This is a genomic window from Vibrio rotiferianus CAIM 577 = LMG 21460 (assembly GCF_002741985.1).
In the GTDB taxonomy this organism is placed as follows: domain Bacteria; phylum Pseudomonadota; class Gammaproteobacteria; order Enterobacterales; family Vibrionaceae; genus Vibrio; species Vibrio rotiferianus.
In genome coordinates, this window is sequence record NZ_APHW01000108.1 from 83822 (window position 1) to 98271 (window position 14450).

13 protein-coding genes and 1 pseudogene are annotated in these 14450 nt (G+C 44.1%); 10 read left to right on the forward strand and 4 right to left on the reverse strand.

The window, feature by feature from the left end; all coding sequences use genetic code 11:
• The first annotated feature begins 189 nt into the window (after positions 1-189).
• A complete protein-coding gene (nrdD, locus tag B853_RS22735; RefSeq protein ID WP_038883126.1) occupies positions 190-2310 on the forward strand; it encodes an anaerobic ribonucleoside-triphosphate reductase in 2121 nt (706 codons plus the stop codon).
• A gap of 85 nt (positions 2311-2395) precedes the next feature.
• The gene (nrdG, locus tag B853_RS22740) at positions 2396-2866 is read left to right on the forward strand and encodes an anaerobic ribonucleoside-triphosphate reductase-activating protein (RefSeq protein ID WP_038883124.1); all 471 of its coding nucleotides are present in this window, start codon (positions 2396-2398) and stop codon (positions 2864-2866) included.
• 149 nt (positions 2867-3015) lie between these two features.
• On the opposite strand, the gene B853_RS22745 is transcribed toward nrdG, so the two are convergent.
• Positions 3016-4401 (reverse strand): MATE family efflux transporter, encoded by a 1386-nt coding sequence (locus B853_RS22745; protein WP_038883122.1) that lies wholly within the window; start codon positions 4399-4401, stop codon positions 3016-3018.
• Positions 4402-4556: 155 nt separating this feature from the next.
• Here B853_RS22745 and B853_RS22750 point away from each other — a divergent pair, with 155 nt between their 5' ends.
• The 3 genes from B853_RS22750 to B853_RS22760 all read left to right on the forward strand — a co-directional run bounded on the left by B853_RS22750 (position 4557) and on the right by B853_RS22760 (position 7444).
• Complete coding sequence (locus B853_RS22750) at positions 4557-5411, forward strand: AraC family transcriptional regulator (RefSeq protein WP_038883121.1); 855 nt, start codon at positions 4557-4559, stop codon at positions 5409-5411.
• 158 nt (positions 5412-5569) lie between these two features.
• Positions 5570-6757: an amino acid aminotransferase gene (locus B853_RS22755; RefSeq protein WP_038883120.1), complete on the forward strand. Its 1188-nt coding sequence runs from the start codon at positions 5570-5572 to the stop codon at positions 6755-6757.
• A 12-nt stretch (positions 6758-6769) separates the two neighbouring features.
• Positions 6770-7444, forward strand: coding sequence for a putative ATP-dependent zinc protease (locus B853_RS22760; RefSeq protein ID WP_038883119.1), 675 nt, complete (start codon positions 6770-6772; stop codon positions 7442-7444).
• A 31-nt stretch (positions 7445-7475) separates the two neighbouring features.
• Here B853_RS22760 and B853_RS22765 read toward each other — a convergent pair whose 3' ends face one another.
• Entirely contained in the window at positions 7476-8024 is a 549-nt protein-coding gene (locus tag B853_RS22765; RefSeq protein ID WP_038883116.1) for a hypothetical protein, read from the reverse strand.
• Between the two features lie 137 nt (positions 8025-8161).
• Positions 8162-8533: a YgiW/YdeI family stress tolerance OB fold protein gene (locus B853_RS22770; RefSeq protein ID WP_038883114.1), complete on the reverse strand. Its 372-nt coding sequence runs from the start codon at positions 8531-8533 to the stop codon at positions 8162-8164.
• Positions 8534-8697: 164 nt separating this feature from the next.
• Between B853_RS22770 and B853_RS22775 the strand changes: the two genes are divergently transcribed.
• The 4 genes from B853_RS22775 to modC all read left to right on the forward strand — a co-directional run bounded on the left by B853_RS22775 (position 8698) and on the right by modC (position 12797).
• The gene (locus B853_RS22775; RefSeq protein WP_038883112.1) at positions 8698-10149 is read left to right on the forward strand and encodes a cobyric acid synthase; all 1452 of its coding nucleotides are present in this window, start codon (positions 8698-8700) and stop codon (positions 10147-10149) included.
• A 90-nt stretch (positions 10150-10239) separates the two neighbouring features.
• The gene (modA, locus tag B853_RS22780) at positions 10240-10992 is read left to right on the forward strand and encodes a molybdate ABC transporter substrate-binding protein (protein WP_038883109.1); all 753 of its coding nucleotides are present in this window, start codon (positions 10240-10242) and stop codon (positions 10990-10992) included.
• A 12-nt stretch (positions 10993-11004) separates the two neighbouring features.
• Positions 11005-11694, forward strand: a complete 690-nt coding sequence (modB, locus tag B853_RS22785; protein ID WP_038883107.1) for a molybdate ABC transporter permease subunit — start codon at positions 11005-11007, stop codon at positions 11692-11694.
• Positions 11691-12797, forward strand: coding sequence for a molybdenum ABC transporter ATP-binding protein ModC (gene modC, locus B853_RS22790; RefSeq protein ID WP_038883106.1), 1107 nt, complete (start codon positions 11691-11693; stop codon positions 12795-12797). Before modB ends, modC begins: the two co-directional genes overlap by 4 nt.
• Positions 12798-12863: 66 nt before the next feature.
• Here the strand turns inward: modC and B853_RS22795 are convergent, their stop codons facing one another.
• Positions 12864-13301, reverse strand: a complete 438-nt coding sequence (locus B853_RS22795; protein ID WP_010451758.1) for a DUF3069 domain-containing protein — start codon at positions 13299-13301, stop codon at positions 12864-12866.
• 179 nt (positions 13302-13480) lie between these two features.
• Between B853_RS22795 and B853_RS22800 the strand changes: the two are divergent.
• Positions 13481-14441 (forward strand): annotated as a pseudogene (locus tag B853_RS22800) (GGDEF domain-containing response regulator).
• The last annotated feature ends 9 nt before the right edge of the window (positions 14442-14450 follow it).

Here is a 14450-nt window from a genome sequence, read left to right on the forward strand (position 1 = left end):
AACTGAGATCAACTCCGATAAGATCGATTTGATCTTATCCGCTAGCCAATTTTTATTGATCAAAATCAATGTTTTCAATTGGTGCTTCTCGTTAAATACGCCACAATATATTGTGTCAGTCGAATAAAAATTAGCCCTATATAGTGTGTTTGTGGATAAGTCTGTGAACATTCTGGGTAAGGAGAAAAAGTGAAACCAATCGTAATCAAGCGTGACGGCTCAAGAGCTCCGTTTAACAGGGATCGTATTCAATCAGCAGTGGAATCTGCAGCGGAGAAAAAAGACAAAGATATCGCAATTCATGCATTAAATGTTGCGCTTGCTGTTGAGCTTAAGTTACAGGGTCACGATGAGGTTCACATTCATGAGATTCAAGATCTAGTCGAAAATGAACTCATGCAAGGTCCTTACAAGTCACTTGCGCGTTCGTACATTGAATATCGTCACGATCGCGACATCGCGCGTGAGAAGCAAAGCGCACTGACTCGCGAAATTGAAGGTTTGATTGAAGAAAGCAACCTAGACCTAATCAATGAAAACGCGAACAAAGACGGCAAAGTAATTCCGACTCAACGCGACTTGTTGGCAGGTATTGTAGCGAAACACTACGCGAAGACACACATCCTTCCACGAGATGTGGTTCAAGCGCACGAAGTGGGCGATATCCACTACCACGATTTGGATTACGCACCGTTCTTCCCAATGTTTAACTGCATGCTTATCGATTTGAAAGGTATGCTGACTCATGGCTTTAAAATGGGTAATGCTGAGATTGATACGCCAAAATCAATTTCAACAGCAACAGCGGTAACAGCACAGATTATTGCTCAAGTAGCAAGCCACATCTACGGCGGTACAACCATCAACCGTATTGATGAAGTACTAGAACCGTACGTAATGACAAGCTATGAGAAACACCTAGAGATCGCTAAAGAATGGGATATTGCGCAGCCTGAAGAGTTTGCAAAAGCGCGTACAGAAAAAGAGTGTTACGACGCGTTCCAATCTCTAGAATACGAAGTAAACACGCTGCATACCGCAAACGGTCAAACACCATTTGTTACGTTCGGTTTCGGTCTTGGTACAAGCTGGGCATCTCGCCTTATCCAGAAATCTATTCTGAAGAACCGTATTGCCGGTCTAGGTAAAAACCGTAAAACAGCGGTATTCCCGAAACTGGTATTTGGTATTAAAGATGGTTTGAACCACAAATCAGAAGATCCAAACTACGACATCAAACAACTTGCGCTTGAGTGTGCGACAAAACGCATGTACCCAGACATTCTTAACTACGACAAAGTAGTAGAAGTGACAGGTTCATTTAAAACGCCAATGGGTTGTCGTAGCTTCCTAGGTACCTATGAAGAGAACGGTGAGCTAATCCACGAAGGCCGTAATAACCTTGGCGTAGTGAGCTTGAACCTTCCTCGTATCGCTATCCGTGCAAACGGAAGTGAAGAGAAGTTCTACGAGTTACTAAACGATCGTCTTCGCCTTGCTCGTAAAGCACTAGAGACACGTATCCAGCGTCTAGAAAACGTGAAAGCACGTGTAGCGCCAATCCTATACATGGAAGGTGCGTGTGGTGTTCGCCTAAAAGCCGATGACTCTATCGCAGAGATCTTCAAGAATGGTCGAGCTTCTATCTCTCTTGGCTACATCGGTGTACACGAGACAATCAACGCGCTATTCGGTACAGAAGCGCACGTATACGACGATGCGGTTCTGAGTGAAAAAGCAGTATCTATTATCAAGCACCTAAAAGATACGGTTAATGGTTGGGCTGATGAAACTGGCTATGGTTTCAGCTTATACGCAACACCAAGTGAAAACCTATGCAGCCGTTTCTGCCGCATCGACGCAAAAGAATTCGGTGTGATTAAAGGTGTAACAGACAAAGGTTATTACACCAACAGCTTCCACTTAGATGTAGAGAAGAAGGTGAACCCATACGACAAGATCGACTTTGAGATGCCTTACCCAGAAATCTCAAGCGGCGGCTTTATCTGTTACGGCGAGTTCCCGAACATGCAGCGTAACGTTGAAGCTTTAGAAAACGTATGGGATTACAGTTATACACGTGTTCCTTACTACGGTACCAACACACCAATCGATGAGTGTTACGAGTGTGGCTACAACGGTGAGTTTGACTGTACAAGTAAAGGCTTCACTTGCCCAAGCTGTGGCAACCATGACTCTACGAAAGTGTCAGTAACACGCCGCGTTTGTGGCTACCTAGGCAGCCCAGATGCACGCCCGTTTAACTTTGGTAAACAAGAAGAAGTGAAGCGTCGAGTTAAGCACCTATAAGGTTAACTCAAGCTCGAACCTAATAATGAAAATCAACCTGTCGTGGGTTGATTTTCTTTTCTAGCCAGCAAAACAAGGCACGATTATGAACTACCACCAATACTATCCAATCGACGTTGTTAACGGACCAGGTACACGCTGCACGCTGTTTGTGTCGGGCTGTGTACACCAGTGCCGCGGCTGTTATAACCAGTCGACACAACGTTTGGACTCGGGTGTGTTTTTCACGCAAGAAGCTGAAGATAAAATCATCGCAGACTTAAACGACACGCGCATCAAACGCCGTGGTTTATCTCTGTCTGGTGGTGATCCTCTGCATCCAGCAAACGTGCCGCACATTCTTAAGCTCGTGAAACGGGTAAGAGAAGAGTGCCCAGGCAAAGACATTTGGGTTTGGACGGGTTACACGCTTGAAGAGCTAAACGATGAACAGCGTGAAGTGACGCAATACATCGACACATTAATTGATGGCAAATATGAGCAAGATAAACGAGACCTCAATCTAGAATGGCGAGGCAGCTCGAATCAAATTATCCATCGCTTTACGGATATCTAGTCGTTCAATTTCGAGCAAGATCCAAATAAGAAAAGGGCACATTCGTACATTTCGAATGTGCCCTTTTGGTGTGAGTTCTTTAAAGCTATTCATTATAAACAGAGACTTATGCTAGCTCTTGCTTGTATAAACATAGCATAATCTTGTAGTTACGCTGTCACTCCGGAGTCGTCTTCAACCATATTATTAATCCAACGCTTAGACTGGATGCGATGGGTGGTCAGAATGCCTTTCACTAGTTCCTCAACAAGTAGGGACATCAACACCCAGTGCAGTGGTAAACCTAATACCATTCCAGTGTAGTAAGTGAGTGGAATACCAATCGCCCATTGACCAAACGTGTCGATGAAGATGCTATAGCGGATATCTGCGCCACTTTTCAACACGCCGCCGATGCCGACCATGTTGAACACTCGCAGAATCATACCTAGTGCTAACACCAAGCATACATTTAGTGCCATTTGCTTATCGGTAAGTGGACTCATCTCAAGTAAGTTCAAAATCAATGGTGAACACGCCCAAACAACTAAGAATAATATTGTTGCGAGCACAGCGCTGGTAAACACATACCACCAAGCGGTTTTCTCCACTCGGTCATACTCTTGAGCACCAATGTCATTGCCCAGCAGTACGGATGCAGCGACAGCAAATCCCATAAAGGTTGAAATCAATACACCTTCAATCGGGGATAGGAAAGAGATAATCGCAAGCTCCGTGACACCTAATTGACCGTAAATAATGCTGTAGACAATCAAGCCGCCGGTCCACAACGCATCGTGGATCAACATTGGCATCGACACTTTGAAATATTTGTTTCTGTACCTCTTTAATGTCCCTTCAAGCCAATCTGAACGAGTAGGAAGAAGATGTGAATATCGACGACAAAAGAAGTAAACCAGCACTGCAGTTTGGAAAAAGCGCGAGATAAAAGTACCGACAGCAGCTCCAAATACGCCCCATTGTGGGAACCCAAGTAAACCAAAGATTAAAACCGCATTGAGGAAGACATTCACAACGATGGCAGCAATGCTTACATAAGTTGGCATCTTTGCCTCGCCTACTGATCTCAAGACTGACTCAATAGGTACGACGACAGCGGTGCCTAATAAACTCAATCCAGTCACCACCAGATATTCACGAGCATAGCTAACATACTCAGGGTCATTTGCCATGAATGAGACAATCTCTTTGTCATAAACCACATACAGCCAAATGAATGGTAAGGTAACAAGCATCGAAATAAACCAAGATTGGGCAAGTGTTCGACGTATACCAGCCATGTTGCCAGAGCCATAATATTGAGACGCTAATACCGTCACTGCGCCACACAATCCGAATACGACGGCCAAGTTAAAGAAAAAGATTCGGTTGCCAACACCAACAGCTGCAGTGGCTGATTCACCAAGTTGACTCACCATAAAAATGTCTACAGCACCCAGCAGAGAAAACAACATGGATTGCAGTGACACAGGAACGCCAATTGCAACCAGTTTTTTCCAAAATGCTTTGTCTATGTATTCGCGTGTTAAGAGCATCGCATTTCTCCTTTAAGAACAATGCGAGTAGTTTATCCCCATGATTTGACGTTGTATTTTTCAAATACATCCAAAAGTTTTGTCAAACTATCCAGTGTCTGTCGATTGTTTGATAGAGCACGCTTGCCCTTAGTGCACTTGTGAGCCATCGAATCATGGAAGAAAAGCAAGAACGTTACACAATTTCAGAGAAGACCTACCAAGAGTTCGTTGACCATACGCGAGTCCTTGCCCTCGAAGAAAGGGGGATCGTCCAGTGTGGTATCGCCACTTGTCGAGAGTTCTTTTCTGTTTACCGCAAAAACCAGAAGAAACACATGTTGCTTTACACTGTCCGCGGCAAAGGTTGGTTAGAGAGCGGTGCCTGCCGCTATGATCTGGAGCCAGGATCGTTAGTGATCGTGCCCGCGGGCATTGAAAATGGCTTTGGAATGGAAGATGAAACGTGGCAAATCGCGTGGGTATTCCTTTCTCAAAATAAAGGATGGCCGATGGTCAATGAAGAAATCGAATATCAACTTACATCGGCACCAGAAGTGATGTATTCCTGCATTCAAACGCTATTACGTAGTATTAATCTGCCTATCGATTATGGCGGTGAGGTGGGGGCGCATAGCGTTGCTCAGCTCGAACTCATGCTGAACATGCCACATTCAGATTCTATATCACGTAATCAATTAAAACTGCGTCGTGTGTTTGACTTGGTTCAAAGGCAGCTTCACAAAGACTGGACGGTTGAACAACTTGCTGCGTTGTACCCATGTTCTGAACCACACCTACACCGTTTGACTCAGCAGCAGTTTGGACGAAGTCCAATGGCGCACCTAACCCGCATGCGAATGGAATATGCGGCGCGTTTATTGCGGTCAACTGAATGGTCGATTCAACATATCGGCGAGATAGTAGGGTACCCAACAGGGGCGAACTTCAGTACGCGTTTTAAAGCCTGGTCGAGCATGACGCCACGTGAATTTAGGAAAAACGGAAAGCTTGATTCGCACTTTGATTAGTGAGTTGTACTTTTTGTGAACGATTGAGTTCATAAAATTCCGCAGTCACCAGAATTTTGTACTCTAATTGGCGAAATGAGTGAAAAATAGTTTCGCCATTTTTAACGAAAGTGTTACCGTGAGGTTCGATACTTGAATTTCAAAGGGTTATGACTTTCATGTTTTCTAATCTACCAACTCCCGTATTAGATCCTATTTTATCTCTTTCCGTCGCATACCGCGGCGATGAACGTCCAAACAAGGTTGACCTTGGTATTGGCGTGTACAAAAACAGTGCTGGCGAAACACCAATCATGAAAGCCATTCAGATGGCGCAAGAAGTGGTTATCGAAAATCAAAAGACCAAATCTTACGTTGGTCTAGCAGGCTGTGAAGAATTCAACCAAAGCATGATCGATCTTCTTCTGACGGATACGTCAGCAATGGATCGTGTAGCCGCTATTCAAACGCCTGGTGCGAGTGGAGCATTGCGTATGTTGGGTGACCTAATGAAGGTTGCACAACCAGATACGACAGTTTGGATTTCAAACCCAAGCTATGTAAACCACAAGCCAGTAATGGAAGCAGCTGGACTGAAAGTGAAGTTCTACCATTACTTCTCACCAGAAACGAAACAAGTTGATACGGCGAAAATGCTAGAAGACCTATCTAAAGCAGGCCCTTCTGACGTTGTGCTTCTGCACGGCTGTTGTCACAACCCAACGGGTGCGGATATTGATTTCTCTGCGTGGCAAGCGATCACCGAACTTTCGCAAAGAAACGGTTTTACGCCATTTGTCGACATTGCGTACCAAGGCTTTGGTGACGGTCTAGAGGAAGATGCAAAAGGTCTCCGCTTTATGGCTCACAATGTTGAAGAAATGCTGATCACAACTTCATGTTCGAAAAACTTCGGCCTGTACCGAGAACGAACTGGTGCTGCGATTGTGATCGGTAAGAACACCCAGGATGTAGCAAACGCGAAAGGCAAGCTGCTAACATTAGCGCGTTCGACTTACACGATGCCGCCAGACCATGGTGCCGCATTGGTAAAAACGATCCTGCAAGATGCAAATCTGACTTCAGTTTGGAAACAAGAACTAAGCGAAATGCAGCAACGCTTGCTGAATCTTCGTCAAACTTTATGTAACGAGTTGAGAAATAACCATAATACAGATCAATTTGATTTCATTGAGAGCCACAAAGGCATGTTTACTGTGCTAGGCTTTAGTGAAAACCAAATGGCGCAACTGCGTGAAGATTATGGTATTTATGGTGTCGGTGATGGTCGTATTAACATCGCTGGTTTGACCGAAACTCATATTCCTTACGTTGCTGACGCTATCCAAAAAGTATCTCAACGTTAATTGGGAGAGTTGATGAAGAACTGGAAACTGATTCTGCCGCTAATGATGAGCGGCGGTCTTATTGCGTGTACGTCGACGCCAACGACTACTGAGCCTGTTGAGCCAGATACACCAAAGGTAGAGCAACCAGTCGATGTACCGGAAGTGAAACCAGAAATTGAACCTAAGCCTGAGGTTAAACCCGAACAAAAACCTGAAGTTAAACCAGAGGTTAAGCCTAAGCCTGAAAAGCCACCGAAGGTAACAAAAACGCCGGATGGGAAATTGGTTTTAGGTGCTGAAGAATGGGTTTATGTACCAGCTATTGACCAGACATTTAAAGCTCGTATCGATACTGGAGCAACAACATCGTCAATTAGTGCAACAGATATTGTACCGTTTGAGCGGGACGGTAAAGACTGGGTACAGTTCAAAATTGATGTGAATGGCAAGGCCAGCAAAGAGTTCAAGCTACCGGTGGAGCGATGGGCGAAGATCAAGCAGTCATCAAGTGATGAAGTTGATAAGCGAGCGGTTGTTGTGGCGTACATACAGGTTGGTGATATGAATGAACAAACCGAGTTTACGCTAGCTGAACGAGGCCATATGAAGTTTCCAATTCTACTTGGGCGTAGTTTTTTTAGAGACGTGGCAATCATAGATGTGTCTCAGAAATATGTTCAGAAAAAACCAAACAAGAAAAAGTAAATAAAAAAGCCTTCCATATGGAAGGCTTTTTTTAAAATGAAAATCTTGCAGCCATGGCTACCTGAGAACCGTAAACACCAGTATTTCTTACTTCTAAGCCAAGAGATAGTTGTTGGGTCGAATGAAAACGGCCCCCTAAAGAGTAGGTTGTTGCGTTACCGTCATTTGCAATCAACTGTCCAAATTGAGCATGTACCTCAATATCTTGCATCAACCACATTCTGGTACCTAAATTTACTTCTGCACGCCAGTTATTATCGTAGTAAGAGCTATACTGTTCGACGACTTCTTCATTAATATTGTGAACGAGCATTTGGCCAAATATATCTGCAAATTGACCTGCTGGGCCATTGAAACCTATACCTCCAGCTACATCCCAATCAGAATTAAACTCGGTATCTCCACGGATGATAAAGTGAGTGTTTTCAGTAAAATAAGTTGTAAACTCACCACCAAAGGTGCCCGGGCTTGTCCCCATTCTAAACTCCAACATGTTGTAGTTGAAATTATTAGCATGTGATGAAAGTGGTAATAGGGCACACACGCCGATAGCTGTTAGTTTGAGAGCCTTTGCTAGCATGATGTCTCCGGGCTTTATAAAGTGAAAAAACAATAATATAGAAAAAGGCCTGCAATTAGCAGGCCAAAGTTGTGTTTTATATCACTTTTCTGAGATTACCTATGCTAGGTTAGACAGTAAGCATAGGTACTTGAGCTTTACAGTACCACAAGGTGCTCTACTTCAATTTCTGGTTTGTTACCACCTTCGAACTCACCAAACAGACGTACTTTCGTGGTTTGGTCGATTGGCGTCGTTAGTCGAATATCGTCATCTAGCTCAACCATGATTTCACCAGAACCGTCGCTGAAGATAAATTGGTCGGCGCGCGTTTGACGAAGTAGGTTACCTTCTACAACCACGTCTTTCTCGGTAAACATGCTTGAATCTTTAATCAAAGCGTCGACTTTCTCTACCGTAACAGGGCCATTAAATTGAATGCTTGATTGGCCGTGGTTGTCGTCTTTCGCCATTGCAACAGTAGGAGCGATAGCAAGTACAGCGATAGTAGTGATAACAGTGTTTTTCATAATTTGGCTTCTCTATATAGGTGTTCGTTTTTGATGATGCTATTAAAACAAACCTTATTTGAACCATTACTGATTCGAACATTCATATTCGATTCATTTTCTTGAGTCCTATGCTGAGATAACGTTATGATTGTTCACCTTCTTTTTTCTCTTATTAAGCGTTCATGAAATCACCAATCCCATCATTAATGGTTCAAGGCACAACTTCAGATGCCGGAAAAAGTGTCCTTGTGGCAGGGTTATGCCGTGTGTTGGCAAGGCGAGGGGTAAAAGTTGCCCCATTCAAGCCACAGAATATGGCTCTGAATAGTGCAGTTACCAAAGATGGGGGAGAAATTGGGCGTGCTCAAGCCGTTCAGGCGCAAGCTTGCAACGTTGAGCCTACGGTTCACATGAATCCTGTGCTAATTAAGCCTAACAGCGACACAGGTGCTCAGATCATCTTACAAGGCAAAGCATTGTCGAATATGGACGCAGTCGGGTTTCATGATTATAAGAAAGTTGCAATGGGAACGGTGCTGGATTCATTTGCACAACTGACGGACGAATACGAATCGATTATGATTGAAGGTGCTGGCAGCCCAGCAGAAATCAATTTAAGAGAAAATGACATCGCTAACATGGGCTTTGCTGAAGAAGCCGACGTTCCAGTCATTATTATTGCGGATATTGACCGTGGTGGTGTATTTGCCCATCTGTACGGAACGCTAGCATTACTATCCGAATCAGAACAAGCTCGCGTTAAAGGCTTCGTAATAAACCGTTTCCGTGGCGATATCAGCTTGCTTGAATCTGGTCTTGATTGGCTAGAAGATAAAACCGGCAAGCCTGTACTCGGTGTATTGCCGTATCTTCACGGATTGAACCTAGAGGCAGAAGACGCCATTACGGCTCAGCAAGAGCTATCTTCACACGTTAAACTCAATGTTGTGGTGCCCGTATTAACACGCATCAGTAATCATACCGATTTTGATGTGTTGCGTCTTAATCCAGACATTAACCTTCGCTACATTGGTAAAGGCGAAAAAATCGACAAAGCCGACTTGGTTATCTTGCCGGGCACTAAGTCAGTTCGCGACGATTTGGATTATCTGCGTAGCCAAGGCTGGGATAAAGACATTCAACGCCATATCCGACTTGGCGGAAAAGTCATTGGTATCTGTGGTGGCTACCAAATGCTTGGTAAGATTATTGACGATCCCAATGGTGTGGAAGGCACCCCTGGCCAAAGTGAAGGGTTAGGGTTGTTAGACGTCAATACGATTCTAACCAACAGCAAACAATTAACGCATACACAAGCGCAGATTTGCCTAAACGGTAAAACTGTAGATGTGAAAGGCTACGAAATTCATGTTGGTCGAAGTGAAGTGCAGGGCGCTCAACCTCTGACATTGAGTTCTGGCGAAGCAGAGGGCGCGATAAGTGAGTGTGGCCAAGTAATGGGAACATACCTTCACGGGTTCTTTGATGAGGCCGACGTTTTAAGCCTTGTGGCTGAATGGGTAAACGGGACTCAAATCAAACAACAAGACTTTGAAGAGTTAAAGGAACAAGGCATTAATCGCATTGCAGATGCGATAGAACAACATATGAATCTTGACTTTCTGTTCAAATAAAACCAGTTTTTAACTGTTTGAAGCATAAATAAAAGTGGGCGCATTGTTCCACAATTTCTTTTTCTGCCAGTCTAGCACCGGAGTGTTTTTATGAAAGCATGGAAGATTCATGCTTGCCTAGCGGCAATATTGAGCGTTTCATCAGCAGCAAACGCAGCGACCGATATTAAAGTTTACGCGGCTTCGTCTATGACTAACGCGATTGACGATATCGCACAAAAATTTGAACAGCAATATGATGTGAAAGTCACTCCCGTTTACGGAGGCTCGTCATCTATTGCTCGCCAAATCCTAAATGGCGCACCAGCTGATGTGTTCATTTCTGCGAACACTAAATGGATGAACTACTTAGTAAAATCAAACGCAATTGAGAGTGACGGTGTCACTGATTTGGTGCGCAACAGCCTCGTTCTTATTGCACCACTAGCTTCAAGTGTTACTCCTTTTAACTTCTCAGATGGCAATGCATGGAGCCAAGCATTAGATGGCAATCGCCTTGCGCTTGGCAACCCTGTCTCGGTGCCTGCTGGTATGTATGCTCGAGAATCTCTTACTCACTTTGGTGTTTGGAAGCAGATTGAGCGACAAGTGGCGCCAGCGAAAAATGTTCGTCTTGCATTAGCATTAGTTGAGCGTGGTGAGGCACCGCTTGGTGTTGTGTACAAAACCGATGCGCTTTTAACAAAAAAAGTAAAAGTGGTCGGCGAGTTTGCGAATGACTCACACGCGGATATTGTTTACCCAGCGGCCATTGTTAAATACTCGACACAATCTAAGCAGTTTTTTGAATATTTGAAATCTGACGATGCTAAACAAGTTTTTGTGCAATACGGCTTTCAATAAAAAGGGCACAGAGTGACAGAACTTGAATACCAAGCCTTAATACTAAGCCTAAAAGTTGGCGCCTATGCCGTCGTTTGGTTAATACCACTGGGCATTGCTCTGGCTTGGCTACTTTCTCGAAAAGAGTTTATCGGTAAATCCATTCTCGATAGCTTAATTCACCTACCATTGGTATTGCCGCCCGTGGTGATTGGTTACCTATTGCTGATCTCATTAGGCCGACAAGGGGTAATTGGTAGCTGGCTTTATGAGCACTTTGGATTGGTGTTTAGCTTCAACTGGAAAGGGGCTGTTGTCGCGTGTATTGTTGTCGCGTTGCCTTTGATGGTGCGTTCAGTTCGCCTCAGCTTAGATAACGTTGATCCTAAGCTCGAACATGCCGCATCGACACTAGGTGCATCACCTTTAAAGGTCTTCCTTACTATCACTTTGCCTTTAACGATCCCAGGTATTATCACAGGTACGATGCTTTCTTTCGCTCGCAGTTTAGGCGAATTTGGCGCTACAATCAGTTTTGTTTCTAACATTCCCGGCGAGACCCAAACCATTCCTTTGGCGATGTACAACTTTATCGAAACGCCGGGAGCAGAGATGGAAGCCGCGCGCTTATGCATCATTTCCATTGCTTTGGCTCTCTCGACATTAATGATATCAGAATGGTTAAATCGCAAAGCTGCAGCGAGACTGGGAGCTAAACGATGAGTATAGAAATTCAATTTAAACAATCACTTGGTGAAACAAATTTTGATATCGATCTTTCGTTACCGGGTAACGGGATAAGCGCATTGTTTGGCCGTTCTGGTGCCGGGAAGACCACACTAATTAACGTTATCAGCGGGTTGGTGACGCCCAAGCAAGGTAAAGTGTTGATTGGTGAACACGTTCTTTTCGATAGTAATACCGGAATTAATTTACCAACACACAAGCGCAAGATTGGCTATGTATTCCAAGACTCTCGCTTGTTTCCGCATTACTCCGTGAAAGGCAACTTACTCTACGGCGTAGTTGAAAAAGATGATGATTACTTCGACAAAGTGACAGAACTGCTCGCGATTAGGCCTCTACTTAAACGCTTTCCAATTTCTTTATCCGGTGGGGAGAAACAGCGTGTAGCAATCGCGAGAGCGCTTCTTTCGAAACCTAATCTGCTATTGATGGATGAACCTTTGGCTTCGTTGGATATGCCCCGTAAGCGAGAAGTGATGCCATTTTTGGAAGAGTTATCTGAACAGGTCAATATTCCAATCGTCTATGTCACGCATAGTTTGCAAGAGATTCTTCGTTTAGCGCAGCATCTGTCAATTCTCGATAAGGGTCGAATCATGATGTCTGGTAAGTTAGAGGATGTGTGGGCATCTCATGCCATGCGTCCTTGGCAGTCATTCTCAGACCACAGTAGCTTATTCGAAGGAAAGATCGCGATGCACCACGAGAAATACGCGCTGACGTGCGTAAAGCTCGCACCGAGCGCTTGTTTGTGGGTTCAAAAAGTCGATGGAGAGCCAGATACACCAATTCGGCTTCAAGTGCGTGCAAACGACGTATCTATCGCGTTAGAGAAACCTGTATCTACATCGATACGTAACGTGTTAACAGCGACCGTCGCATCTATAGAAGAACTTAATACCGGTGAAGACAAGCAGAGTATCACAGTATCACTCAAGTTAGATGAGGGTTGTCATTTGTGGGCAACCATTACACCTTGGGCGTTGGATGATCTGTGCCTGAAAGTTGGTGATGCGGTTTATGCACAAGTAAAAGGTGTGAGTGTCACGCAACGAGATATAGCATTAGCACATCATTAAATTTCGCGAATTATGTACATAAAAAAGGCCGCATCTGCGGCCTTTACTTTAAAGTCAGTATTGAAATTACTTTTCGAATACTTCTTTGAATTCACGCTTAAGAAGAGGGTCACGACGCGCTTTCTTAAGCTGCTTAACCATGTCTTTTACACAGTTGTGTAGGACATTGTCTAACAGTTGAGAACGGTATTCTTCTTTGTCTTCGTCTGTCATGTTTTCTGGCAGATTTAGAGTCGGGAACTCTTCCATTACATTTAGACCTGCAAATGCTTGACCTACAGTCACTAGAGCGTGGAATTGCTCAAAGTTGTCCAGAATGTTTTGTGCACTTGCTGGCATTTCATCCCAAGATGCACGCACAGCTTCTTCAGACACTTCATGGATAGAGGTAACCATCTCGAACATTTGCTCAGGTACTTCGTCAAATTCAATAACTTTGCGTAGTTCAGGAGAAATGGTTTCTAGATCGATTTTTTTGCTTTCGTTGTTAGTTGCTTCTGACATGGTGTGTCTCTCGTTACAAAAGGCGGGAATATTAATACCAAATTCATCAAATAGCTACCATAACGACCTCTTGATTACGTGATAAAGCCGCAAAAATCTCGCAGATTAGTGAGGGTAGTAATGCACATACCACTTTCATATGGTATACGTTTAATAAACAACTAGAAATGGACCATGGTATGCAGCCACTAGGAACATCGATGCGCATTCTACTCGTTGATGATGTACAACTTGATAGAATGCAGTTGGCGATTAGGTTAAAACAGCTCGGACACGTTGTTAAAGCCGTAGGAAGCGGTCTCGAAGCTCTGAATGAATATGAAGGCTTTGACCCAGAGCTAATCCTTCTTGATATTGCCATGCCAGGCATGAATGGTTTTGAAGTCTCGCTTCATATCAGAGAAGCCTTTCCAGATTGGATCCCAATCATATTTTTAAGTAGTCACGAAGAACCTGAAATGATTGCAAAAGCAATTGATGCCGGGGGGGGATGATTACCTGATTAAGCCCGTAGACAAGATTGTCCTTAATTCAAAGCTTATCGCAATGCAGCGCATTGCTCATATGAGAAGAGAGCTAAAGCAGACCACGGCGCAGCTAGAGACAGTTAACGAGCTCTTACAGCAGCAAGCAAACGAAGATGGGCTTACTAAGCTTTATAACAGACGCTATATAGACCAGCAACTAACGGATATGGTGGCTTGGCATGGGAGGCGTGGTGAATCTATGGCGCTTATCCTGTTAGATGTAGACTTTTTCAAGCCTTTTAACGATAACTATGGCCATATTGAAGGTGACCGCTGCCTTCAAGCGTTAGCAAATCAACTAAAAGCGACATTCAGCCGCTCGGGAGAATATGTAGGTAGATATGGTGGCGAAGAGTTTGTCATTTTACTTGGTGGTACGGATGCTAACGGAGCAGAAAAAGAAGCCGAGCGTATTCATAAAGCAATACAGTGCTTAGAGTATAAGCATGAGTATTCGAGTGTTGAACCGTTCGTGACCGTGTCACAAGGGGTGTTTGTTTTCCAGGCCACGGGTAAGGAAAATGTTGCCGATCTCTACGCAACAGCGGACCGAGCGCTATATACTTCAAAATCTCGCGGTAGAAATACGTACACAGTGGTAAACGCAAGTTAAGTTAGACAA

Bases quoted from the DNA above. Each gene is read 5' to 3' on its own strand.
- modC (WP_038883106.1), top strand. From the start codon at position 11,691: ATGAGTATAGAAATTCAATTTAAACAATCACTTGGTGAAACAAATTTT.
- B853_RS22795 (WP_010451758.1), bottom strand. From the start codon at position 13,301: ATGTCAGAAGCAACTAACAACGAAAGCAAAAAAATCGATCTAGAAACC.
- B853_RS22770 (WP_038883114.1), bottom strand. From the start codon at position 8,533: ATGAAAAACACTGTTATCACTACTATCGCTGTACTTGCTATCGCTCCT.
- B853_RS22775 (WP_038883112.1), top strand. From the start codon at position 8,698: ATGAAATCACCAATCCCATCATTAATGGTTCAAGGCACAACTTCAGAT.
- modA (WP_038883109.1), top strand. From the start codon at position 10,240: ATGAAAGCATGGAAGATTCATGCTTGCCTAGCGGCAATATTGAGCGTT.
- B853_RS22750 (WP_038883121.1), top strand. From the start codon at position 4,557: ATGGAAGAAAAGCAAGAACGTTACACAATTTCAGAGAAGACCTACCAA.
- nrdG (WP_038883124.1), top strand. From the start codon at position 2,396: ATGAACTACCACCAATACTATCCAATCGACGTTGTTAACGGACCAGGT.
- B853_RS22755 (WP_038883120.1), top strand. From the start codon at position 5,570: ATGTTTTCTAATCTACCAACTCCCGTATTAGATCCTATTTTATCTCTT.
- B853_RS22745 (WP_038883122.1), bottom strand. From the start codon at position 4,401: ATGCTCTTAACACGCGAATACATAGACAAAGCATTTTGGAAAAAACTG.
- B853_RS22760 (WP_038883119.1), top strand. From the start codon at position 6,770: ATGAAGAACTGGAAACTGATTCTGCCGCTAATGATGAGCGGCGGTCTT.
- B853_RS22765 (WP_038883116.1), bottom strand. From the start codon at position 8,024: ATGCTAGCAAAGGCTCTCAAACTAACAGCTATCGGCGTGTGTGCCCTA.